At 71.0% G+C, this 22,501-nt stretch carries 17 protein-coding genes; 9 read left to right on the top strand and 8 right to left on the bottom strand.

The features are described 5' to 3' along the window. The first annotated feature begins 144 nt into the window (after positions 1–144). The 5 genes from WMF46_RS18470 (at position 145) to WMF46_RS18450 (ending at position 7,157) form a co-directional block, all read left to right on the top strand. Entirely contained in the window at positions 145–1,782 is a 1,638-nt protein-coding gene (locus tag WMF46_RS18470) for a DUF1592 domain-containing protein (protein WP_437986811.1), read from the top strand. Next, on the top strand, positions 1,782–3,224 hold the full coding sequence (locus WMF46_RS18465) for a DUF1552 domain-containing protein (RefSeq protein ID WP_437986810.1): 1,443 nt from the start codon (positions 1,782–1,784) through the stop codon (positions 3,222–3,224). Before WMF46_RS18470 ends, WMF46_RS18465 begins: the two co-directional genes overlap by 1 nt. A gap of 370 nt (positions 3,225–3,594) precedes the next feature. Beyond that, positions 3,595–4,785: a sugar ABC transporter substrate-binding protein gene (locus WMF46_RS18460; RefSeq protein WP_437986809.1), complete on the top strand. Its 1,191-nt coding sequence runs from the start codon at positions 3,595–3,597 to the stop codon at positions 4,783–4,785. Between the two features lie 88 nt (positions 4,786–4,873). Next, positions 4,874–5,311, top strand: coding sequence for an NADAR family protein (locus WMF46_RS18455; protein ID WP_437986808.1), 438 nt, complete (start codon positions 4,874–4,876; stop codon positions 5,309–5,311). A 169-nt stretch (positions 5,312–5,480) separates the two neighbouring features. Continuing rightward, positions 5,481–7,157, top strand: coding sequence for a hypothetical protein (locus tag WMF46_RS18450; protein WP_437986807.1), 1,677 nt, complete (start codon positions 5,481–5,483; stop codon positions 7,155–7,157). 83 nt (positions 7,158–7,240) lie between these two features. Here the strand turns inward: WMF46_RS18450 and WMF46_RS18445 are convergent, their stop codons facing one another. After that, a complete protein-coding gene (locus WMF46_RS18445; protein ID WP_437986806.1) occupies positions 7,241–7,900 on the bottom strand; it encodes a hypothetical protein in 660 nt (219 codons plus the stop codon). A 151-nt stretch (positions 7,901–8,051) separates the two neighbouring features. Here WMF46_RS18445 and WMF46_RS18440 point away from each other — a divergent pair, with 151 nt between their 5' ends. After that, positions 8,052–9,017 carry a DUF4423 domain-containing protein gene (locus WMF46_RS18440; RefSeq protein WP_437986805.1) on the top strand — a complete coding sequence of 322 codons (966 nt, stop codon included), beginning with the start codon at positions 8,052–8,054 and terminating at the stop codon, positions 9,015–9,017. 89 nt (positions 9,018–9,106) lie between these two features. Here the strand turns inward: WMF46_RS18440 and WMF46_RS18435 are convergent, their stop codons facing one another. Then, complete coding sequence (locus WMF46_RS18435; RefSeq protein WP_437986804.1) at positions 9,107–9,778, bottom strand: cyclase family protein; 672 nt, start codon at positions 9,776–9,778, stop codon at positions 9,107–9,109. A gap of 321 nt (positions 9,779–10,099) precedes the next feature. Between WMF46_RS18435 and WMF46_RS18430 the strand changes: the two genes are divergently transcribed. Beyond that, positions 10,100–11,839, top strand: coding sequence for an ABC transporter substrate-binding protein (locus WMF46_RS18430; RefSeq protein WP_437987908.1), 1,740 nt, complete (start codon positions 10,100–10,102; stop codon positions 11,837–11,839). A gap of 43 nt (positions 11,840–11,882) precedes the next feature. Here WMF46_RS18430 and minC read toward each other — a convergent pair whose 3' ends face one another. Next, entirely contained in the window at positions 11,883–12,725 is an 843-nt protein-coding gene (minC, locus tag WMF46_RS18425; RefSeq protein ID WP_437986803.1) for a septum site-determining protein MinC, read from the bottom strand. 179 nt (positions 12,726–12,904) lie between these two features. On the opposite strand from minC, the gene WMF46_RS18420 reads away from it, so the two are divergent. After that, positions 12,905–13,693, top strand: a complete 789-nt coding sequence (locus WMF46_RS18420) for a hypothetical protein (RefSeq protein ID WP_437986802.1) — start codon at positions 12,905–12,907, stop codon at positions 13,691–13,693. 151 nt (positions 13,694–13,844) lie between these two features. Here WMF46_RS18420 and WMF46_RS18415 read toward each other — a convergent pair whose 3' ends face one another. Then, the gene (locus tag WMF46_RS18415; protein WP_437986801.1) at positions 13,845–14,876 is read right to left on the bottom strand and encodes an SDR family NAD(P)-dependent oxidoreductase; all 1,032 of its coding nucleotides are present in this window, start codon (positions 14,874–14,876) and stop codon (positions 13,845–13,847) included. Further along, positions 14,873–15,451 carry a TetR/AcrR family transcriptional regulator gene (locus WMF46_RS18410; protein WP_437986800.1) on the bottom strand — a complete coding sequence of 193 codons (579 nt, stop codon included), beginning with the start codon at positions 15,449–15,451 and terminating at the stop codon, positions 14,873–14,875. Before WMF46_RS18410 ends, WMF46_RS18415 begins: the two co-directional genes overlap by 4 nt. Before the next feature lie 676 nt (positions 15,452–16,127). Here WMF46_RS18410 and WMF46_RS18405 point away from each other — a divergent pair. Next, complete coding sequence (locus WMF46_RS18405; RefSeq protein WP_437986799.1) at positions 16,128–16,487, top strand: four-helix bundle copper-binding protein; 360 nt, start codon at positions 16,128–16,130, stop codon at positions 16,485–16,487. 57 nt (positions 16,488–16,544) lie between these two features. On the opposite strand, the gene WMF46_RS18400 is transcribed toward WMF46_RS18405, so the two are convergent. Genes WMF46_RS18400 through WMF46_RS18390 form a run of 3 tightly spaced genes read right to left on the bottom strand, consistent with a single transcriptional unit; the run spans position 16,545 to position 22,475 of the window. Then, entirely contained in the window at positions 16,545–20,012 is a 3,468-nt protein-coding gene (locus WMF46_RS18400; protein WP_437986798.1) for an efflux RND transporter permease subunit, read from the bottom strand. After that, a complete protein-coding gene (locus tag WMF46_RS18395) occupies positions 20,002–21,246 on the bottom strand; it encodes an efflux RND transporter periplasmic adaptor subunit (protein ID WP_437986797.1) in 1,245 nt (414 codons plus the stop codon). Before WMF46_RS18395 ends, WMF46_RS18400 begins: the two co-directional genes overlap by 11 nt. Then, the gene (locus tag WMF46_RS18390) at positions 21,243–22,475 is read right to left on the bottom strand and encodes a TolC family protein (RefSeq protein ID WP_437986796.1); all 1,233 of its coding nucleotides are present in this window, start codon (positions 22,473–22,475) and stop codon (positions 21,243–21,245) included. Before WMF46_RS18390 ends, WMF46_RS18395 begins: the two co-directional genes overlap by 4 nt. Between the last annotated feature and the right edge of the window lie 26 nt (positions 22,476–22,501).

Raw genomic sequence — 22,501 nt, 5'->3', positions numbered from 1 at the left:
CTGCGAAGCGTGACATGTCAACCTCGAACTGTGAGATGTCACACCGTCAAGCGTGACATGTCACGGTACGACCTGTAGGTCGCAGACATGCTGGGAGAGCACCGGCGGTTGCAGCCGGGAGCGCTCGCGCGCATAAAATGAACCATGGGTCGATCACTTGGTTATCATTCTTACGGGATCATGCTGGCGACCACGCTGGCAGCGGTCGCCGGATGCACGGGAGACGTGGGAGATCCCGGCGCCTCCGGGTCGGGCGGAGGCGGCGTCACGCTGCCCGATGGGACGGAGAGCGCGAGCCTCCTCCCAGCGCGCATCCGCCGGCTCACCAACGCCGAGTATGCCGCCTCGGTGCGCGCGCTCACGGGGACCACCAAGAACCCGAGTGAGGGCTTCGCGCCGGATTCGCGGCAAGACGGCTTCACGGTCAACGACGCGCAGCGCGTCGATCCGGTGCTGGCGAAGCAGCTCGCCGCCGCGGCGGAGGCGCTCGCGGCCGAGGTGAAGGGCAAGGTCTCGGAGCTCGCCCCCTGCGCCGATCCGGGGACGCAGGCGGAGAGCTGCGCCAGGACGTTCATCACGTCGTTCGGCGGGCGCGCCTACCGCCGCCCGCTCGACGCGGCGGAGGCCGACGCGCTGCTCGCGGTCTATCGGATCGGCGCGAAGGGCGCGACGTACGCGGACGGCATCGAGCTCGTCGCGCGCGCGGTCCTGCAGTCGCCGGGCTTCCTCTACCTGACGGAGATCGGCGATGGATCCGGCGGAGACGCGCTGGCGCTGACTCCGCATGAGCTGGCGAGCTCCCTCTCCTACCTCATCACCGCTGGCCCGCCCGATGATGCGCTGATGGAGGCCGCCGCCGCGGGCGCGCTGTCGACCCCCGAGGGCCGGGAGGCCGAGGTGCGCCGGCTGCTCCAGACGTCGGCGGCGCGCGAGCGCATCGTGCGTGTCGTCCGCGAGTGGCTCGGCGTCGACAGGATCGCGATGACGGCGAAGGACTCGAACGTCTACAAGCAGTTCGCCGACGCCAGGGCGTCGATGGAGCGCGAGACGGAGGACTTCGTGACGGAGGTCCTGATGAACTCCACCGGGACGGTGGGCGAGCTCCTGGGCGCCGACTGGAGCATCATCGATGAGCCGCTCAAGGGCGTGTACGGCGCCACCGACACAGGGCGCGTGTCGTTCTCCGACCGGCGGGGGATCCTCAACCAGGGCGCGTTCCTCTCCGTGTATGCGCACGCCACGGAGACCGCGCCCGTGCTGCGCGGGGTGACCGTCCTGCGCCGCGTCGCCTGCGTCAACCTGCGGTCGCCCACCGAGCTGAACATCAACGTCGTCCCGCCGGTGCCCGATCCGAGCAAGACGACGCGGCAGCGCTTCGAGATCCACTCCGCCGACGCGGCGTGCAAGGGGTGCCACAACAGCATCGATCCGATCGGATTCTCGTTCGAGCGGTTCGACGGCATGGGCATGGTCCGCAAGAACGACAATAACCAAATGGTCGACAGCGCGGTCACCGTCGCGATCGGCGCCGACTTCGACGGGGCGTACGCCGACAGCAACGCCCTCGCGCAGGCCCTGTCCACGAGCCCGACGGTGCGCTCGTGCTTCGCCCGCAACGTGCTCCGCGCCTCGGTGGGCCGCAGCGGCAAGGCCGCAGCGGAGAGCGAGGAGGCGTTCTTGAAGGCATGGAAGGCCGTCCCCGAGGCAGAGCAGGGCAAGCTCGTCGAAACGCTGATCACCTACGTCAAGAGCAGTCTCTTCAGCCATCGGAGGCCCCAGTGATGCGCCGGTCGACCCGCCGTACCTTCCTTCGCGCCGTGGGGGCGAGCCTCGCGACGCTTCCTTTCGTCAACATGCTCGCGGACTCCGTCGCCCGGGCGGGCGGCGAGGAGCTGCCGCTCAAGCTCGTCGCCGTCTATCACCCCCACGGCATCGCCGCCGAGTACTGGGCCATGCGCGCGGGGGACACGGATACGAGCTTCGACATCGCGTACGAGAACTGCTCTCTCCAGCCGTTCGATGACCCGGCGACCTACGGCCGGAGCTTCAAGGACAAGATCCTCGTCGTCGAGGGCATCGACCACCTGTCGAACGCCAACGGGCACGACTCGGCCGGCACGATGCTGACCGGCAGCCGCATCGACGGGAAGATGCCGCTCAACCTCTCGCTCGACCAGTACCTCGCCGTGGAGAAGGGCCTCGGCGCGGACACGCGCATCACGAGCGTCGCGCTCGGGGTGGGCATGGACGGGACCGAGTCCGGGCAGACGCTGTCCTTCGGCGCCGGCGGCGCGCCGCTGCCGAAGATCATCCACCCGGTGGAAGCGTTCAACCTGCTGTTCGCGGGCCTCATCGTGGGCGACGACCCCGAGGCCCAGGCCCGCGCGGCCCGGCAGCGCGAGCTCGGCCAGAGCGTGATCGACTTCGTGAACGGCGACATCAACCGCCTGCGCACGCGCCTCGCGCCCGCCGAGCAGCAGAAGCTCGACCAGCACCTGACGTCGCTCCGCGAGCTGGAGAAGCAGTATGCAGCGCCCTCGGCCGGCGGGCCGTCGTGCGTCGTGCCGCCGCTGCCCGACGCGTCGAGGTTCCCGTCGGTGAAGCAGTACAACGGGGGCGAGCCCTACTTCGACGCCATCACCGACGCGCACGTCGACCTCCTGGCGCAGGCGCTCGCCTGCGGCGTCACGCGCTTCGCCACGCTGTTCATGAACGACCTGTCCTACGCGAACAACCCGCTCGGGTTGCCGACGGACAACCACGGCTCGGTCGCGCACACCTACAACGCCTCGCCGGTCGGCAACAACGGCCGCCCCGGCGATGGCGATCCGGCGACCTGGGTGCCGCTCGCGAGGTTCAACCGGTACAGCTACTCGAAGATCGCGCGCCTCATGCAGCGGCTCGACGAGCTCGGCGCCCTCGACAGCACGCTGATCTACGCGTCGAGCGACATGGGGAACCCCGCCCTGCACAGCACGCGCAACGTGCCGACGCTGCTGGCGGGCGGGGCGAACGGGAAGTTCAGGATGGGCCGGCGCATCAAGCTCAAGGCGGATTGCCCTGCCGACGCGCCGTGGTGCGGCGAGGCCGACGCCACGTTCACGCCCATCACGAACAGCCGGGTCCTCGTGTCGATCGCCCAGGCGTTCGGCGTCGAGATCGAGTCGTTCGGCTCCCAGCCCGACCCGGCGCTCACCACGGGCGCGCTCAGCGAGCTCACGTAGGCATTCTCCACCTCCTTCCGCGACGGGCGGCGACCTGGCAGAGACGCGCCGCCGGCGGAGGCGAGGTGTGTAATCGTGCTTCCACGGCGGCCCTGCGCGTGGTGCCTTCGGCCGCGATCTCCCACCTCGCCTTCACGCCGCTCCTCATCGGCGATTTTCCGTGCCTATTGACAGTCACTTCGTCGACGTCGTATCTCAAAATTGCAAACATGGGTTTCAGGATGCCCACGACGTTGCAATGCGCCCGTCGAACCGACATGGTGCTCGTTTATCGCAGATGTTGGCGGCACTGTATGGAGACCAGGACGCTTGTGGGACTCGCGTCCCAGATCTCGGCATCGTGCTCGCCGACCGCCGAGGAGGGAATGTCATGAAGATGACAGGACGATGCTGGATGACGGCCCTCGGGCTCATGGTGATGACGGCGGCGTGCGCGGCAGAGGACGCCCCCCAGTCGGACAAGCCGACCGAGGAGATCGCGCTGATCAAGCGAGACCGGACTCCGGTCACCGAGTTCACGCCAACGGACCTCGAGAAGAGGATCGACGAGCTCGTCACGGCGATCAACCAGAGTGGACTCAAGCCGATCGAGATGGTGGTCCTCTTGAAGCACCTCTCCACCTTCTTCGAGCCGATCGCCACCGGCGCGAACCGAGCTATGGGGGAGCTCGAGGCCGTGGGGAACGTGCTCGGCCCCAGCACGCAGATGAACACGGACGACGGCACGGCGTCGCAGAACCTCCAGAATCAACAGATCGCGAACGCGATAGAGGATGGCGTCCAGGGCCTCGGCATATCGCCCTACGACTCCCTCAACGAGGCCTCCGTCAAGGAAGCCGTGGCGAACAAGCTCCACGTGGTGACGTTCGACACCGACCTGAAGGACTCGGGGCGCACGCTCTACGTCGGGGCCATCCAGAAGGAAGCCGGCGCCAAGGCGGCGCAGGCCCTCCTCGATCCCAACATCAAAGATCCCCAGATCCCAGTCTTGCCCCCCCCGCCAGGGACAGTGTTGGTCCACGGCGACGCGTCAACGCAGTGGTACGACGGGTCCCAGCGAACGTTCGGCGTCCTGGATGTGCTCGGGCAGACCGGTTACACGGCGCAGGTGGTCCAGGCCGTCTTCATCAACGGTCAGGAAGGCTATGACGTCGATCAGCTGAAGACCCAGATCCTGAACGCGAACCCGCCCGTCGTGGGCATGATCGGCGTGTTCAACATCTCGTATCGGTGCGTGGTGGCCGCAGAAGCCACCGGCAGGCTGGACATCCCCATCGTCACGTTCGACTTCGATCCGAAGACCGTCGAGTACATGCAGAAGAAGCGCATCAAGGCGACGATCGTCCAGCGGCAGTACTACGAGGGGTACCTCGTGCCCTACATTCTCTATGGCATCCAGCACATCGGCCTCGACGCGACGAAGCAGATCCTCAGTCCGCTGATGGTCGACGAGAACCAGATGCCCGACGAGCACCGGGTCAACATAGGCGTCGACGTGGTTCCCGCGAATAAGTTCCAGGTCTACAACGACTTCCTCGACCAGATCGGCTCGATCCAGTAGCGGCGCGGTGGACCGCGACGGCGATGGCGGCGGGCTCGCGGCGAGGTTCCGCCGCGGCGCCGCGGGGGCCGTGGGGTAGACTGGGCTCATGACCGTCATCCGCTTCTATCGCTCCGGCGACGCTCACGGGTTCTTCTCCAACTTCTCGCGCCACCCGGTCACGCTCAAAGGCAAGGTGTGGCCCACGAGCGAGCACTACTTCCAGGCCCAGAAGTTCCCCGGCACCGAGCACGAGGAGGTGATCCGCAACGCCTCCGGCCCCGGCGAGGCGGCCCGCATGGGCCGGCAGCGGAGCCGCCCGCTGCGCCCCGACTGGGAGCAGGTCAAAGACGATGTCATGCGCGAGGTGGTGCTGGCGAAGTTCACCCAGCACGAGGATCTCGGGCGCGCCCTGCTCGACACCGGGGACGCGGAGCTGGTCGAGCACACGGCGAACGACGCCTACTGGGCCGACGGCGGCGACGGGAGCGGGCGGAACATGCTGGGCATCATCCTGATGGAAGTCCGCGCGCAGCTGCGCCGCTGACGCGTCAGGGCGGCTCTCTGTCCTTGGACGGCCCGGGATCGCTGGCGATGGGCAGGGCGCGCGTCGCCACCGGGGCACGCGCTTCCCGGCCGCTCAGGCGCTTTGGCGGAGACGCCTGCGCCGGTCGGGTGTACCACAGCGCACGTCCATGAGGAGAGCCCCCCTGTCCATGCGCCTGGCGTTTCCCAGACTTGTCACCGTGGCCGGGCTGGTCGCGCTCGCGTCCTGCGGAGGGCCCCCCGCGGCGACGCCGCCGCGCTCGGCCGCGGCCCCGGCGCTCGCGGGGACCGCGCCGCCGAGCGGCCCCGAGATGCCGCGAAGCGTGGAGTCGCTCGTCGACGTCATCCCCGGCGATGCGGTGTTGGTCGCGAGCGTCCCGCAGGCCGGCGCGCTCCTCGCCGGCGCCGCGCCGGTCCTCCGGGAGGAGCTCCTCGCGGAGGTCACGGCGGTCCTGGCGCGCCAGCCCGGCCTGAGCCCTGAGCTCGCCCGAGATCTGATGGCATCGTTCGACGGCGCCACCGTGTTCGTCGGGGGCGAGGCGGCTCCACGCGACTCCCTGGGGGCGCTCGTCGAGCGCGGCTGCGTGGCGGCGCGGTTCCGCGACGGAGCCCCGGTGGAGCGGCTGCTGAAGGAGCTGCCGCGCGAGGCCGGCGAGGGCAGGTTCGCGCTCCGAGGCGACGAGGACGACATGATCGCCCACGGCGCGTGGCTCGCCGAGGCGCGGGTCGCCCTCGTCTGCGCCCGGCCAGAGCCGCTGTCGAGGGCCCTGCGCGTCGCGGGGCAGCGCGAGCCGTCGTTCAAGACGTCCGCGCTCTTCCAGGCCGAGCGCGCGAAGGATCCCTGGCTCGCGATCGACCTCCACCGGCTGCAAGGCGGCGGCACGACCGGCCCCGAGCCCGGCTCGCGGCTCTTCATCGCCCTTCCCATTCACCAGGACGCGCCCGGGCTCCGCGTGGAGCTCGAGCTTTACGGACCGGAAGTTCCCGCGCTCGGCTCGGTGCTCGCGGCGACGGACCATGCCGCCGTGGCGAAGCTGCCCCAGGGGGCGCTCGTGACGTTCGGGCTGTCCCTTCAGCGGTCGCCGGGAAAGACGGTGAGCGACGTCCTCGGCGCCTTCGACGGGTTCGCCGGCGAGCCCGCGGCGGCGGCGGCCGCGGCCGCGCTCGCCCAGGTAGGGCTCGAGCTCGGCGATGTGGACAGGGCGCTCGGCGGCGAGGCCGCGGTCGGGATCTACCGCGATCCGAAGCACAAGCTCGGCCTCGCAGGCGCCAGGCGCGCCGAGGCGCTCAGGCACAGCGCCGTGCTGATCGCGCTGGCGACCGCGGATGAGGCAGCGCAAAAGAAGGTGTTCGGCGCGGTCGCCGCGCACATGAAGCGGACATCGAAGAAGCTCAGGGCCAAGCCCGGGTCGCTCGCGCAAGATCTCGAGGACGGCAACGAGCTGAGGGCCGAGACCCGGCCTGGGTTCATCCTGATCGGCGCGGGCGACCGCAGGTACCTCGCCCAGGTCGCCGCGCGCTTCGGGAAGGACAAGGAATCGCTGGCCGCGACCCCGTCGTTCGCCGAGGCCCGGGCGCTCGCGAAGGGCGCCTCCCATCTGCAGCTGTACATCGACCGTCAGGCGTTCGCGGGAATGCTCGAGGGCCCTGTGGCGGCGAGCTTCGGCGCGCTCGGCAACTCGCCGACGCTGGTCTCGCTCGCGCTCGCGCCGAGCGACCGCGGGCTGGATCTCACGCTGAGCGGCCATGGCGGGGTCGAGATCCTCGGCGCGAGCGCCGCGCTCGCCGTCTACGGCGCCAGGCGTTACATCAACTCCGCGAAGGCAGCGGCGGAGAAGCTAGAGTAACGCGCCGGGGCCGCGCCTGGTGCACATCATCAGGGACAGCCATGCTCCACCGCAGATGGCTGCCCGCGACCGTGGCTTCGCGCTCAGAACTCTGCCACGTCGAACAGCTCCGTGTAGCCCGAGTAGACCGAGCCTTCCGGTCTGCCGTCGCCGCTCCCGCCGATCGAGCCCTCGATCGCGCCGGGGCTTAGTTTGCCGTACAGGTGGACGCTGACCTCCCGGAACTCTGCAGGATTGATCTTGGTGACCTCGTACGAGCCCTGGAGCGCGGCGAGGTCGAACCTGTGCACGAAGTCGGCAACGTCGGGCTGACGGGCGCGGAGCTTGACCACGAGCGACTCGTCGAACGCGCCGTCCTCGGTGGAGAAGGCCAGCGGAACATCCACCTGGACGTAGTCGGAGCAGACCGAGGGGTACAGATCCGTGCTGCCGCTCGATTCGCCCGGATCGGGCTCCGTGGATCGCACGAGACGCGCGGCGACGAGCTCGCCCACGGAGAATGTCGCGGTCGTGCGCTGATCCTCCCTCCACTCCCTCCACAGGAGCGGGACGGAGCGCTCTCCGGAGAGGGCGGAGGCGACGTCCCGCGCCGAGAAGCCCAGCGGCGAGACGTCGTCGGCGCCGATGTCCTCCGCCTCAAAATCGCACCCCCGGTAGGCCCCCCCGATCTGGCCGCCCTGTGGCCTGTTGTCCGGTGGACCTTGGCCTACGCCATCCGCGCACCCGGAGAGCCCGACGCTCATCACCGCTGCACCAATACAAGAAAGCCAACGCCGCTCGCGCATGTTCACGACCTCCTGCGGCGTACCTTGCGTTCGCGGTCGGCGCGACGCCAGGTCAGCTTCGCACATTCCATAAGGCAAACTGGCCTCCACATGTGCGAATCTGCGGTACGTGGACCATGAATCCCTCGCAAGAGAGCTGATCCGCGCCCTGCGCGGCCGGCGCTCGCAGCTGGCCTTCAGCCGCCGGCTCGGCTTCCGCACCAACGTCGTCTACACGTGGGAGTCCGGAAGGCGCTGGCCGACCGCGGCCACCTTCCTCGTCGCCGCGCGGCGCGCGGGGGTCGACGTCGCGGGGGCGGTGAGGCGCTTCTTCCCGTCGCTGCCCGCGTGGCTCGCGCGCACCGATCCGGCGTCGGCCGAGGGCGTCGCGGCGCTCCTCTCGGAGATGCGTTCCATGTCACCCATCGTCGACGTGGCGCGGCGCGCGGGCAGGAGCCGCTACGCGGTCGCGCGCTGGCTCTCGGGCGAGGCCGAGCCGCGGCTCCCGGACTTCCTGCGGATGGTCGAGGCGTGCTCGCTGCGCCTGCTCGATTTCGTCGCGCTCGTCGCCGACCCGGCGGCGCTCCCGGCGGCGAGCGCGGCGTGGCGCACGCTCGAGGCCCAGCGCCGCGCCGTCTACGAGGAGCCGCTGCTCCCCGCCGTCCTGCTCGCGCTGGAGCTGCCGGCCTACCGGGCGCTACGGCGCCACGAGCCGGGGTGGATCGCGCGGCGGCTCGGGTTCCCTGTCGAGGACGAGGCGCGCTGCCTGGATCGGCTCGCGGAGGCCGGCCAGATCCGGAGGAGCCGCGGGCGGTGGACCGTCGCGCCGATCCGGACGGTGGACACGCGCCCGGACCCGGACGCGGAGCACCGGCTCAAGTGCTTCTGGGCCGGCGTCGGGCTGGCGCGGCTCACGCGCAAGGCCGAGGGGCGCTTCTCGTTCAACGTCTTCACGGTCTCCGCGGCCGATCTCGAGAAGCTCTCCGAGCTCCACGTGAGCTATTTCCAGAACATGCGCGCGGTGATCGCGGAGTCGCGGCCGCCCGAGCGCGTCGTCGCCGTGAACCTGCAGCTCTTCCCGCTCGACGGAGGCTGAGCCGGCTGCGGACACCGCGGCGCCGCGCCGCCGCGCCCGGCAAGCCGAGCCCGCGACTCACCGCGCTTCCACCGGGCGGCCTGCGCGGCTCATACGATGGCGAACGCCCGGACCGGGAACGTGCCGAAGGCGCGGACCTTCACCGGGACGGCGAAGAGGCGGGCCCCGGCGGCGGGGAGCTTGTCGAGCCCGGTCATGTGCTCGCAGATCGGGATGTCCGCTCCGAGCAGGAGGGAGTGGACTGGCCGCGCGGGATCGGCCGTGTCGTCGATATTGTAGGTGTCGACGCCCACGAACACGGCGCCTGCGCCGGCCAGGAGCCGCGCCGCGTCCCGCGTGAGGTGCGGGTGTCCTTCGAAATAGCGGTCTGTGCGCCAGTGTTCGCTCCAGCCCGTGCGCACGAGGACGGCCTTCCCGGCGAGATCGAGCCCCTCGAAGGCGTCGGCGTCGATCGCCCTCCCGGACCGGCCCCGCGCCTCGACCACCACGCTCTCCAGATCGGCCAGCGATTCGAGCGGCAAGCCGGCGAGATCCTTGCCGTTCGCATAGCGATGAAACGGGCTGTCCACGTAGGTGCCCGTGTTGGCGACCATGTCGATTCGGCCGATGTGGAATTCGACGCCTTCCGCGTAAACGCCGCGGGACTGCTCGCGCGAGAGGAAATCGCAGACGACGGGCGCCGGCACGCCCTTGTACGTCGTCATGCCGTGCTCGACGGTGTGGCTCAGGTCGACGAAGGTTCGTGAGACGGGGGTGGTCACGGTCGGCTCCTCGGAAGGGGCTCCGCGCGGCGGAGCCTCCTCTACGCCCGGTCGGGGCCCCGAGCGGCCGCCAGTTTCGCGGGAGGGCGCGAGGAGATCCAGAAATCGCGGGCGAGCGGGTCAAGTTGACATGTGCTCACATGCGCCGATAGAGTGCGAGCGCGGCGATACCTGGCCCGATGTTTCACGGGGGCGAGCGTCGTGCATGGGTGCCTCGGCGGGGGGCCGGGCGTCGTCGCTGGAGTGGTCACGGGAACGGAGCGTCGCGGGGGGGTCGAGATCGCCCGCGTGGAGAGGTGGATGTCTGGGATGAGTCGAACCATGCCGCGCCGCGCGTTCGTCCTGTCGGCGCTGCTGCTGTCCACCTTCGCCGCGGCGGGCTGTCGTTCGAAGAATGGCAGCGAGAACCCGTCCGCCGCGCCGGAGCGGGCGGCGACGCCGGGGGGGTCGGCGCAGGCGGCGGCCGCCTCCGCGCAGCAGCCCCCGACGAAGCGGGCCGCGATGGTCACGATCGCGAGGGAGCAGCAGGCCACCTGGGTGCGCAACTTCAACCCCCTGCTCCCCGAGGGGAGCACGCGCTTCCCGACGGTCGCCGGCATCTACGAGCCGATGCTCGTCTACAACACGATGCGGAGCGACTACACGCCGTGGCTCGCGACGAGCTACGCGTGGAGCGACGCGAACAAGAAGCTCACCTTCACGACCCGCTCCGGCGTCAAGTGGTCGGACGGACAGGCGTTCACGGCGAAGGACGTCGCGTTCACGTTCGCGCTCATCAAGAAGCACGCGGCGCTCGATCTCGCCGGGGTGTGGCGGTTCCTCGGCTCCGTGACGGCGATCGACGACACCACCGTCGAGTTCACGCTGCGGCGGCCCTATGTCCCCGGGCTCAGCTACATCGGCCACCAGCCGATCGTGCCGGAGCACGTGTGGAAGGACGTCGTCGATCCGGTCACGTTCGCGAACGAGAACCCCGTGGCGACAGGGCCCTTCACCGAGGTGAAGGTCTTCCAGAACCAGGTGTACGAGCTCGGCAAGAACCCGCGCTACTGGCAGGAGGGCAAGCCGGCGGTCGACGGGCTGCGCTTCCCGGCGTACCCGAGCAACGACCAGGTCACCCTGGCGCTCGTCAACGGCGAGATCGACTGGGCGGGCGCGTTCGTGCCGGACATCGAGCGGGTCTTCGTCGCCAAGGATCCGGCCAATCATCATTACTGGTTCCCGCTCGTCGGGGGCACCGCCACGCTGTACCCGAACGCCACGAAGAAGCCGTTCGACGACGTTCGCGTGCGCAAGGCCATCAGCATGGCGATCGACCGCGACCAGATCGTCAAGCTCGCCGCGGACAACTACACCCATGGCGCGGACGCGACGGGGCTGGACGACTCCTACGAGCGGTTTCGCAGCGAGAAGGCGGTGGAGGCGGGCGACTGGGTGAAGTTCGATCCGCAGCGGGCGAACCAGATCCTCGACGAGGCGGGCTATCCGAGGGGCGCGGACGGCATCCGGACGAGGCTCGGCAAGCCGATGCGCTTCGAGATCAACGTCGTCAGCGGCTGGTCCGACTGGGTCCGCGCGGTCCAGATCATCACGCAGAACCTGGAGAGCGTGGGCATCGCCGCGTCGATGAAGACCTACGACTTCAGCGCGTTTTACTCGGCGCTGCAGAAGGGCCTGTTCGATCTGTCGATGGGCTGGACCAGCGTCGAGCCCACGCCGTACAATTTCTACCGCGATCTGATGAGCGCAGATCTCGTGAAGCCGCTCGGCGAGGTGGCGCCGCGCAACTGGCACCGTTTCGGCGCCCGGGAGGCCGACGTGCTGTTCCACGCGTTCGAGTCCGCGACGTCCCCTGCCGATCAGAAGCGCATCCTGGACGGGCTCCAGATGATCTTCGTCCAGGCCGCGCCGGTGATCCCGCTCTTCAACAACCCGTCGTGGGGCGAATACAGCACGAAGCGGTTCACCGGCTTCCCGACGATGGAGAACCCGTACGCGAAGCTGACGCCGAACAACCCGCCGGAGTACCTGCTCGTCCTGACCGAGCTCCGGCCAAGATAAAGAGCGGGAGACCGCCGCTCTGCGTCGGGGGTGCCAGCCCGGTCTAGAGACGTGTGATCACGAGGCCGTCGTTCTGCACGGAGATGCGGGCGGGCTTGCCGCGGTGCTCGTCGGGGATCTCGTCAGCCATGAGGTAGCGGCCGGCGATGGAGACGAACTCCGCCTCGAGGCTCATGCAGAAGATGCTCGCGTCCGCGTTGTTGTGGGCGCCGGCCATGGCGCGGCCGCGGAGCGGCGCATAGACATGGATGTTGTCGTTCGCGATGAGCTCCGCGCCCGAGCTGACCGGCGAGAGGACCACGAGGTCGCCGTGGGGCACGTAGATGACCTGCCCGCTGCGCACCGGCTGCCGCACGGTGAGCCCCGCCGGCGGCGGCTCCCCGGCCGCGTCCGGAGGCGGCGCGGCGTCCCTCGGGCGGCGGGCGGGCCCCGCCGGGCCGCGCTCCGCCGCGGCGGCCGCTGGCGCGCCGCGGTCCGGCGCGGGCCCCACCGCCACGGGCCCCGGCGTGGGGGTGCTCCCCTCGGCCGGCCCGGCCTGGCGCGAGCGCGTGAGCGGCGTCCGCAGCACGCCGAGGCCGGCGGCGACGGCCCGCTCGCGCTGGGCGTCCGTCGGGTTGCGCACGGCGATGGGCACGAGGTTGTGCTTCCTCAGCAGCCCGGCGAGGGCGCCGAGATCGACGGGCTCGTCGCCGAGCTCCGCGAGGTCGAGCAGGATCGGCAGGTGCAGGAAGAAGTGCGGCATCTGCGAGATGTGGTCGGCGAGCTGACGCTCGACGGCCGAGACATTCGCCGTCTTGAGACAGAGCATCGTGATGGCAGGCATCGTGCCCTTGAGCGCAAACGCCTGCTGCTCCTGCCGCTTCTCCCCTCGCCTGCCCGACACCATCGCTGTCCTCGCTCGCAAAAAGGTGCTCCCGCGGCGGCACTCTACCCCGGATCCGGGGGCTCGCGCGGGAAAAACCGCTGGGGTTCCGGGCCTCGCCGCGCCGCCGGCGCGTCGCCGCCTCGGGCCGGCGCGCCGCTGCTTGGCTGGCCGCCTCGCGCGGTGCTAACGGTGGTTTGGCCATGCCGACCGCGCGCCGCGCCTCCGTACTGCGGCTCGATCCCCCTCCCGCCTCGTCCTCCGCCTCTCCCTCTCCCACGTCCCCGCGCGCGACGCCCCGGCCGGTCGACGCGCTCGATCACCACTTCGCGCTGGAGGTCCCGCGCGTGTTCTCCGAGGCGGAGCGCGCCGCGCTCGTCGCGGGGGTCCGCGCGGCCCGCGCCGAGTGGACTGCCGACTTCGGAGGCGAGCAGTTCTCGCTCGGGCGCGCCTTCTACACGCACCTGGAGCAGGGGCGCTCCCGGGTCTATTTCGCCGAGGCGGCGGCCTCCGACGCCCGCGTCGAGCGCCACCTCCCCGGGCTCCAGCGCCGGATGCGCGAGCTCGTCGCGGCGCTCACCGGCGGGCTCGCGCAGCCCCGGCGCGGCTTCTGCGGGCCAGGCGTCCACATCTTCCCTGCGGGGGAGAAGGTCGCGCGTGAAGGCGGCGTCGTGCACTTCGACACGGAGGGGCTCTCCGACTACCACCTTGCCCGCCGGCTCCGCGCGATCACCGTCGTCGTGATGCTGGAGCTCCCCGACGCGGACGGGGGGCTCAAGCTGTGGGACGTCCTCTACGACGGGCGAGACGACCCGGGCGACGAGGCGCTCTCCGCGCGGAGCCTCGTCGCCGGCTACAGCCCTGGCGGCGCGCTGGTCATCGACAGCTACCGCCTGCACCAGATACAGCCGTTCCCGGGCGACCGCGACCGCATCTCCGCGACGGTGCACGCGGCCGAGATCGACAGCGGCCGCTGGGAGACGTGGTTTTAGAGCGACAGGCGGGTTGATACTGCCTGAAAGGAGCAGAATTCGAACCGCCAAGCGCGCCAAGGGCACCAAAAAGAGGACAGACTCTCCGCATCCCTGCCGGTGCATTTCTCGGTGGAGAGGCTGGGGCGCCGAGGCGCCGGTGCCGCGGCGCTCAGTCGCTCGCTCGCCCCGACGCCCCGAACGCGTGTCGCAAGTGCGGCCCGATGCGCCGGGCGATGACGAGATCGACCAGGGGCGGGGCGAACGCCTGCAGCAGCAGCAAGATCCGCGTGGACGCGCCCATCACGGCCCTCGTCCTCCTCGCGAGCAGGGCAGCCAGCACGAAGTCGGCGACCTTCTCCGGCGGCGCGAGCGTGCTCCCCGCGCGGCGCCAGAGATCTGCAAAGGGGCGCTCGGCGGCTGTGTCCGCCGGCGCCGGGCCGACATAACAGAGGCGCTCGGCCCGCCCCTCGACGGCAAGCTCGCGGTTCACCGCGCAGCAGAAGCCCGCCAGCCCGGCCCGCGCGGCCACGTCGACCGAGTAGTACGGCAGCGCGAGGGTCCCGTCACCGAAGCCGCCGAAGAGGGCTATCACGCCGCCTGGGCGCAAGCGCGGCAGGAAGGCGCGCGCCACATGGATCGGCCCCGCGAGATCGACGGCCAGCTCCGCTTCGATCTCCTGGTCGGTGTGCGTGTCGAGCCCCTTGCGCACGTCGACGCCGGTCGCGCACACCACGTGGTCGACCGGCCCCACGCGCGCCGCCACGTCGCGCAGCTGCGGCGCCGCGAGCTCGGCCGTGTGGTGGGCCGCGCCGTACGTCTCCGCGAGCCGAGCGAGGCGCGCGCCGTCGCGCGCGACGAGGACGACCTCCGCGCCCTCCCTCACCAGGGCGCGCACGACGGCCTCGCCCAGCCCGCCCGTGGCCCCGACCACCGCGACCCGCTTGTCGCGAAAGCTCCGGCCGGTATTGACCTTCGGAGGCCGAAAGCGCGCGAGCGCCTCGGCGCCGAGGACCAGCCCCGCCCCCCAGAACATGACCTCGCCGGCCCCGATGAGCCCGGCGGCGAGGGCGGCGCGCCCCCCGACCGAGAGCGGGAGGAAGGGCACGACAAGGAACGCCGAGAACCAGACCGGAAACGAGCCGATCACCGAGCCCCAGGCGAGCGCGCGCAGGACAGCCTTGCAGCGAGAGGACGGCGTCACGGAGCGCTCCCCTCGGTCAGCTGCTGCAGGCGGCGGATGACCTCGATCCGTCGCTCGGGTGGCAGCGGGTCCAGCCCGAGCAGCTCCGCCATCCAGAGGCCGTCGACGGCGAGCCGGACGACCAGCGCGTCGATGGGACAGATGCCGTCGCGCGCGAGCCGCTCCGCCCACGCACGGTAGCGCTCGCGCAGCGGCTCCAGCAGGTGGGGCGCGAGCGCGACGGCCGCGAGCAACGCGGCGCTCGTCCGATCGGGCACGTCGCCCTCGACGGTGGCGTGCAGGTAGGCGCGCGCGAAAGAGCCCGGTTTGCCGTCCTCGAGCTGCGCGAGCCGGCGGTCGAAGCCGGCGATGAGCGCCTCCACAAGGCCCCCGACGAGCGCCTCCTTCGAAGCGAAGTGATAGAGCAGCCCGCCCTTGCTCACCCCGGCCTCGGCCGCGACGGCATCGAGGGTCATGGCGTCGCTGCCGTCGCGGCGAACGACGTCGGCGGCGGCGGCAAGGATACGGTCGCGCTGGCTGATCCGCGGCATGACGTTACTGTACCGTCCAGACGGTTTAGTTTCAAGGGGCAGCACGGCACGCGACCGTGCGAGCGCGGGACCGGTGGGTTTCCAGCAAGCCACGCCGTTGGCTCCCCTGCCCGCGCGGGCATCGCGCGGCCGTGCCTGGTCGGCGGTCCGCGACACACGGCGCCTCGTCGGAACCGGTCAGCCTGACAAGCCTCTCCGCGCGACACACGGCACCTCATCGGAACCGGTCAGCCCGACAAGCCTCTCCGCGCGACGCACAGCGCCTCGTCGGAACCGGTCAGCCTGACAAGCCCTTGCGCGCGCCCTCCTCTCCAGCTGGCGCGAGCCGCGTGCTCGCGCCAGCGCACCGGCCGCGGATGGCGACAGCCTGGTCGTTCGGATAGATAAAAGTGACCGTGCAGGTCACATCGATTCCCATCATCCCTCTCGAATCCCATCCGCCCAGATCTGTTCCAAGCATCGCCCTGTGAGCAGCCCAGACGCATGGGCGAGCAGGATGGCACGACGCACGCGCCGCGCCGGCGCTGGTTCAGCCTCCATCCGAGCCGCGAATGCGGAGCGCTCCGACATGACGAGCCTGGTGAATTCGACAAGTCTCTCGCCCTGCCAGTCGGACTCATCCCGTGCGCGCGCGAGACGAGCTCACGAGGCATCGAGAAGCATCATAGGAACGAGGGAGGGACACATGGCCCACAAGGCATTCACTCTGAGCACGGCTTTCGTGAACACGGCCAGCCACGCCCAGAGCTGCGAGTCGATCTGCGTCCAGTCAATCCAGCACTGCCTCCAGATGGGAGGCTCGCACGCGGAGGCTTCCCACATTCAGCTCCTGCAGGATTGCGCCAAGATCTGCGAGACGACCGCGACGTTCCTGATGCGCGGCTCGCCGCAACACAGCCAGGTCACGGCCGCGTGCGCGAGCGTCTGCGAGCTCTGCGCCCAGAGCTGTGACAGGTTCACGGGTGACGCGCAGATGAAGGCCTGCGCCGACGAGTGCCGCCGCTGCGCCGCCGCGTGTCAGCAGGTCGCGCAGATGCGGCCGGGCGGGGCAGCCGGCGCGGGGCACCAGAGCGTGCCCTGAGACCGGCCAGGGCGCCGCGCGGGGCGGCGCTGAACGGAACGACCTCACGCAGCGCGGTCAGCCCTGCGCGGCCTCCTCCGCCGCGGCAAGCGCTGGAGCCGCAGCCGGCGGCGCCGCGGGCTTGGCCCGGCGGAGCTCGAAGCTCCTCCACACCACGTACATCGCGGGGATCACCAGGAGCGTCAGCAGCGTGAGCGACACCAGCCCTCCCCACATGGGCGCGGCGATGCGCTTGGCCACGTCGGCCCCGACGCCGTCGTCGAGCAGCACGGGGAGGAGGCCGAACACGTTGGTGAGCACCGTCATCAGGAGCGGGCGGACGCGCTTGGCGCCCGCCTCCAGCGAGGCCTGGATGAGGTCGTCGACGCTCGCCAGCGTGCCGGCCTCACGCCCGCTCGTCCAGGCCTCATCGAGGTAGACGATCATGACGCTCGCTGTCTCGGCGGCGACGCCGAGGAGCGCGATCATCCCGACCCACACGGCGATCGAGGTGTTGAAGCCGGCGGCGTAGAGCGTCCAGATCGCGCCCACCGCGGCGAAGGGCACGCCGGTCATCACGAGGAGCGTCTGCGCTGCGCCGCTGAAGTTCAGATACAGGATCACGAAGACGATGCCGATCGTGAGCGGCAGGATGTACGCGAGGCGCTCTCGCACGCGCTCGAGAAGCTCGTACTGGCCCGTCCACTTGAGATAGTACCCTGCCGGAAGCTCGACCTCTCGCGCGACGGCCACCTTTGCCGACTCCACGTAACCGCCGACGTCGCTCGTGGAGGTGTCGATGTAGATCCAGCCCGTGAGCGAGCCCATCTCGCTCTTGATCATCGGCGGCCCCATGACCGTATCGATCTTGGCGAGCTGCCCGAGCGGGACGAACGCCGCGCGCGCCGGCCCCTCTGCCTGGCCTCTCGCCATGGCGGCGCTCCCGCCCATCGCGCCCCCGCCCATCGAGCCGCCCCCGCCGGCGGCGAGGCCCGCGATCTCGGCAGGCGAGGGCGCACCTCCCATCGCGTCGCCGCCCATGGATCTCGCCGCCATCCCTCCTGCTGAGCTCATGGCCGTCGCGCCCCCCATCGGCGCCGGGGCGCTCCCGATCGGCAGCGGGCGCGGCGACAGCGGGGCGACCGGGACCGGCACGTCGCGCAGCGCCTCGAGGTTGTCCCGGAGCTCCCGCGGATAACGCACGCTCACCCGGTAGCGCTCGCGCCCCTCGAAGGTGGTGTCGACATCCATCCCGCCTATCGCGCTCTCCACCACGTCGAGCACGTCGCGCACGCTGAGGCCGTACCGGGCGATCGCTTGCCGGTCCGGCGTGATGTCGAGGAAGAAGCCGCCGAGCTCGCGCTCCGCATAGACGCTCCGCGTCCCGGGCACGTCCCTGAGCACGCGCTCGAGGTCGCCGTCGATCCTGCTGATGACCTCGAGATCCGGCCCGAAGACCTTGATCCCGATCGGCGTCCGGATCCCCGTCGCGAGCATGTCGATCCGCGCCTTGATGGGCATGGTCCACGCGCCCTGCACGCCTGGGGTCGCCGTCTTCTGCTCGAGCTCGGCCACGAGCTTCTCCTGGGTCATGCCCGGCCGCCACGCGCTCTTGGGCTTGAGCTGGACGACGGTCTCGAACATCGAGAGCGGGGCCGGATCGAGCGCGGTCTCGGCGCGGCCCGCCTTGCCGAACACGCGCTCGACCTCGGGCACGGTCCGGATCTGCGCGTCCTGCCAGGCCAGGAGGCGCCGGGCCTCGGCGATGGGGATGCCCGGCACCGTGACCGGCATGAAGAGCAAGTCGCCCTCCTCGAGCGGCGGCATGAACTCCGATCCCAGGCGCGACATCGGGTAGACCGTGGCGCCCATGAGCCCGAGCGCGGCCGCGATGACGAGCCCGCGGCGGCGCAGGCACGCCCGCAGCACCGGCCGATAGGCCGCGATGCAGGCGCGGTTGATCGGGTTCCGCCCCTCCGGCGTGATCCGGCCCCGGAGGAACGTCACCATCAGCGCGGGCACCAGCGTGACCGCGAACAGCGACGCGAACGCCATCGAGAAGGTCTTGGCCAGGGCGAGCGGCCGGAAGAGCCGGCCCTCCTCGCCCTCGAGCGTGAAGACGGGCAAGAACGCGATGGTGAGCACGAGCAGCGCCCCGAACATCGAGGGCCCGAGCTCGCGCGCGGCGCCGATGACGATCTCCGCGCGGGGGATCTCGCGCCCTTCCCTCTCCGCAGCCTCGATCTTCCGGTGCGCGTTCTCGACAAGCACGCAGGCGGAGTCGACCATGTCGCCCAGCGCCAGGATGATCCCGGCGAGCGACATGATGTTGATCGACAGGTCGAGCGCATAAAAGGCGATGAACGTCGCGGCCGTCGCCACCGGGAGCGCGATGGCGGCCACCAGGGCGGAGCGCAGGTGGAAGAGGAAGACGAAGATGACCAGGATGACCACGCCCAGGATCTGGACCAGGTTGGTCGAGAGCGTCTTCACCGAGCCGGCGATGAGCTCGCTCCGGTCGTAGACCGGCACGACCTTCACGCCGGCCGGGAGCGAGCCCTTCACCTCCTCGAGCCTGCTCTTGACCCGCTCGATGACGTCGAGCGCGTTCTCCCCGTGGCGCATCACCACGACGCCGCCCACGACCTCACCGCGGCCGTCGAGCTCGGCCACGCCGCGGCGGAGATTGCCGCCCACGGTCACGTCGGCCACGTCGCGGACGCGGATCGGCGTGCCGCGCGCGTCGGTCGCGACGACCGCGTCCTGGAGATCCTCCCTCGCGCGCACGTAACCACGGCCGCGCAGCACATACTCGTGCTGCGCCATCTCGATCACGCGCCCGCCCACCTCGGTGTTCGCCCCGCGGACGGCCGCGGCGACCTGCCCGACGGACACGCCCCTCGCCTTCATGCGCGCCGGGTCGACCTGGATCTGGTACTCCTTCTCGAAGCCGCCCACGCTCGCGACCTCGGCGACGCCCTCCAGGCCCTGGAGCCAGTAGCGCAGGTGCCAGTCCTGGAAAGAGCGCAGCTCTTGCAGGTTGTGCGCGCCGCTCTCGTCGACGAGGGCATATTGATAGACCCATCCCACGCTGGTCGCGTCCGGGCCGATCTGCGGTGTGACGCCCTCGGGCAGGCTGTCCTTCACCTTGGCGAGCTGCTCGACGACGCGCGATCGCGCCCAGTAGATGTCCGTCCCGTCCTTGAAGACGACGTAGACGAAGCTCATCCCGAACATCGTGAAGCCGCGGACGGTCTTCACGCTGGGCGCGCCCAGGAACGATGTGACGACGGGATAGGTGACCTGATCCTCGATGAGCGTCGGGCTGCGGCCCATCCACTCGGTCGCCACGATCACCTGGGTGTCGGACAGATCCGGCAGGGCGTCGAGCTGGGAGCGCCGCGCGCTGAACAGCCCGAGAGCCGTGAGCGCCGCGGCGATGAGGAAGATGAAGAACCGCTTGCGGGCGGAGAAGTCGATGAGGCGCGCGATGGCGCCCGTCGGCGCCTCCGGCGCGTCGTCGCGGCGCGGCGGCTCAGTGGACATGGCCGCCCTTCGGAGCGCTGGAGGCCTGGAGCCGGCTCTCGGAGTCGAGGAGGAACTGCGCCCCTGTCGCCACCTGGTCTCCCGCGGAGAGGCCGGCGTCGACCCGGTAGCGATCGCCGATGAGCGGACCGAGCTTCACCTCGCGCGGCTCCGCCCGGCCGCCCTGGACCACGAAGACGATGGCGCGCGTGCCGGTCCGGATCACCGCGCTCTCGGGGACCGACAGCCCCTCACCGAGCGACAGGTTCATGGTCACGGAGACGAACGCGCCTGGCCGGAGCGAGCCGTCGCTGTTGTCGAGCTCGAACCGGATCTTCATCGTGCGGGTGGCCTCGTCCACCGTCGGCGGGATGAAGGCGACCGGCGCGTGGAGCGCGCCTTCGCGCCCCTCCACGGTGAGGTGCGCGTGAACCCCGGCGCGAACGTACGGCACGTCGCGCTCGTACACGTCGGCCAGCACCCAGACGCGGGACAGGTCCGAGAGGGTGTACAGCTCCAGCGAGGGCTCCACGAACATGCCCTCCACGGCCTGCTTCGCCACGACCACGCCGGCGCGGGGCGCGGTGAGGGCGAAGGTGCGCTGTGGCTGCCGCGTCGCCTCCAGCCGCGCGATCTCCGCCTTCGGCACGTCCCACAGCGAGAGGCGCCGGCGGGCGGCGCCGAGGAGCTGCTCCTGGGCGCGCCGCTCCGCGGCCCCGAGCTCTCCCGCCGGCACCGGCCCTCCCGCGGCGCGCTCGAGCAGCGCGACGAACTCCAGCTCCGCCGCGAAGACCTCCTGGCTGTAGAGCGAGCAGAGCACCTGCCCGGCCGAGACCTTGCGGCCGACGAAGTCGACGGCGACGCGCTCGATGAAGCCCCGGACCTTGGCGTGCACGTGCGCCGAGCGCGTCTCGTCCAGCGCGACGACGCCCACCGTGCGCAGAGGCCTCTTGAGCTCCCGCGCTTCGACCGTGGCCGTGCTGAGCGAGAGGCCGCCGAGGCGCGCCGGGTCGAGCGCGACCGGGGCGTAGCCCGCCGGGGTCATGGGCGCGCCGGGGCTCTCGTCGGTGCGGCCTCCCGCGGGCTCGGCCCCATGCGTCCCGTGACCTGCGTGGGGATCGTCGCTCGGCGCCGGCGCCGGCGTGGCGGTCGGGGCCGCGTGCGCAGCGTGGCCGTCGCCGGTCGCGGGCGAGGGAGTCTCGCAGCCGAGCAGCGCCACCGCGGCGGCGAGCAAGAAGGAATGTGTTCGCTTCATGGTCCATCTCCGCCGAGCGGTCCGCCCACGGCCCGCTCGAGCTCTGCGAGGGCGATCTCGCGGCGCACCATCACCTCGGCGACGACGAGCTCCGCGCCCTGAAGGGCGCGCCGCGCGTCGAGGACGGCCACGAGGTCCGCGGTCGCCGTGCCGTAGCTCGCGAGCGCGGCCTCGAAGCTCTCCCGCGCCTTCGGGAGCGCCACCGCGCGCAGGAGCTCCATCTGCCGGGCCGCGGCCTGCGCCCGGTGCCATGCGCCGGCGACCTCGGAGGAGATCATCGCGCGCATCTCCGCCTGGTCTTCCGCCACGCCCTCCGCGCGCGCGTCGAAAGCGCGGGCGAGGTGTCCCTGCTTGGCGGCGCCGAAGATCGGGATCGTGCCGCCGATCATCGCGCCGAACGACGGCGCAGCGCCGATGTTCTGGTTGAGCCAGACGCCCGTCATGAGGTCCGGATACGGCTCCTTGCGCGCCATCGCCGCCATCGCCTGCGCCTCGGAGCGCATCGCCGCCATCCCCTTCAGCTCGGGCCGCGCCGCGGCGGCCCGGCCGACGAGCGCCGCGAGCCCCCCGGACGGCATCGGCGAGGGCGCGCCGCTGGGATCGGCGATCGCCGTCTCGACAGGCCGGTTTCTCAGCGCGTTGAGCATGGCCACCACGGAGGCGCGCTCGCCCTCCAGGTTGACGAGCTCCACGTCGATCGCCGCGACCTCCACCTGCGCGCGCGCCACGTCATGGTGGCCGGTCTGGCCCGCGGCGTAGCGCCCGAGCGCCGCGCCGGCGATGCCGGCCGCGAGGCCGCGCCCGGCGCTGCTCACCTCGCGGCGCTTCGCGTTCAGCAGCAGCATGAAGTAGGCGCGCTTCGCCTCGAGGCGCAGGTCGAGCCGGCGGACCGCGAGCTCCGCCGCGGCGCTGTTCTCCTGCTGCTCCACCGCCCGGCTCGCCAGGTCGAGCTTCCCGGGCCAGGGGACCATCTGCGAGAGCTCGTACCGGATCATGGGCATCTCCTCGCCCATCGGGACCCGATCGAGCATCACGCTGACCGTGGGATCGGGCCACGCCCCCGCCGCCGCGGCCTCGTCCTGGAACGCGCGCCGCCGCAGCGCGCCCGCGCGCAGCGATGGGTTCCGGGCGAGAACGTCGGCGACGATCGCCGTCAGCCCGGCTTCCTCCGCCTGCGCGCCGCCGAGCGACGCCAGCGCGAGCATGGCGGCGAGCAGTCTCGACTTCATGCCGGAGCCCACAGCACACGTCGTGC

The sequence above is a fragment of the Sorangium sp. So ce117 genome, assembly GCF_051524395.1.
In the GTDB taxonomy this organism is placed as follows: domain Bacteria; phylum Myxococcota_A; class Polyangia; order Polyangiales; family Polyangiaceae; genus Sorangium; species Sorangium cellulosum_B.
This window is presented reverse-complemented; position numbering and strand designations above follow the sequence as displayed.

Coding starts and splice junctions, on each gene's coding strand:
- WMF46_RS18395 (WP_437986797.1), bottom strand. CDS start 21,246: ATGAAGCGAACACATTCCTTCTTGCTCGCCGCCGCGGTGGCGCTGCTC.
- WMF46_RS18445 (WP_437986806.1), bottom strand. CDS start 7,900: ATGAGCGTCGGGCTCTCCGGGTGCGCGGATGGCGTAGGCCAAGGTCCA.
- WMF46_RS18455 (WP_437986808.1), top strand. CDS start 4,874: ATGACCGTCATCCGCTTCTATCGCTCCGGCGACGCTCACGGGTTCTTC.
- WMF46_RS18460 (WP_437986809.1), top strand. CDS start 3,595: ATGAAGATGACAGGACGATGCTGGATGACGGCCCTCGGGCTCATGGTG.
- WMF46_RS18390 (WP_437986796.1), bottom strand. CDS start 22,475: ATGAAGTCGAGACTGCTCGCCGCCATGCTCGCGCTGGCGTCGCTCGGC.
- minC (WP_437986803.1), bottom strand. CDS start 12,725: ATGGTGTCGGGCAGGCGAGGGGAGAAGCGGCAGGAGCAGCAGGCGTTT.
- WMF46_RS18470 (WP_437986811.1), top strand. CDS start 145: ATGGGTCGATCACTTGGTTATCATTCTTACGGGATCATGCTGGCGACC.
- WMF46_RS18465 (WP_437986810.1), top strand. CDS start 1,782: ATGCGCCGGTCGACCCGCCGTACCTTCCTTCGCGCCGTGGGGGCGAGC.
- WMF46_RS18400 (WP_437986798.1), bottom strand. CDS start 20,012: ATGTCCACTGAGCCGCCGCGCCGCGACGACGCGCCGGAGGCGCCGACG.
- WMF46_RS18420 (WP_437986802.1), top strand. CDS start 12,905: ATGCCGACCGCGCGCCGCGCCTCCGTACTGCGGCTCGATCCCCCTCCC.
- WMF46_RS18430 (WP_437987908.1), top strand. CDS start 10,100: ATGCCGCGCCGCGCGTTCGTCCTGTCGGCGCTGCTGCTGTCCACCTTC.
- WMF46_RS18450 (WP_437986807.1), top strand. CDS start 5,481: ATGCGCCTGGCGTTTCCCAGACTTGTCACCGTGGCCGGGCTGGTCGCG.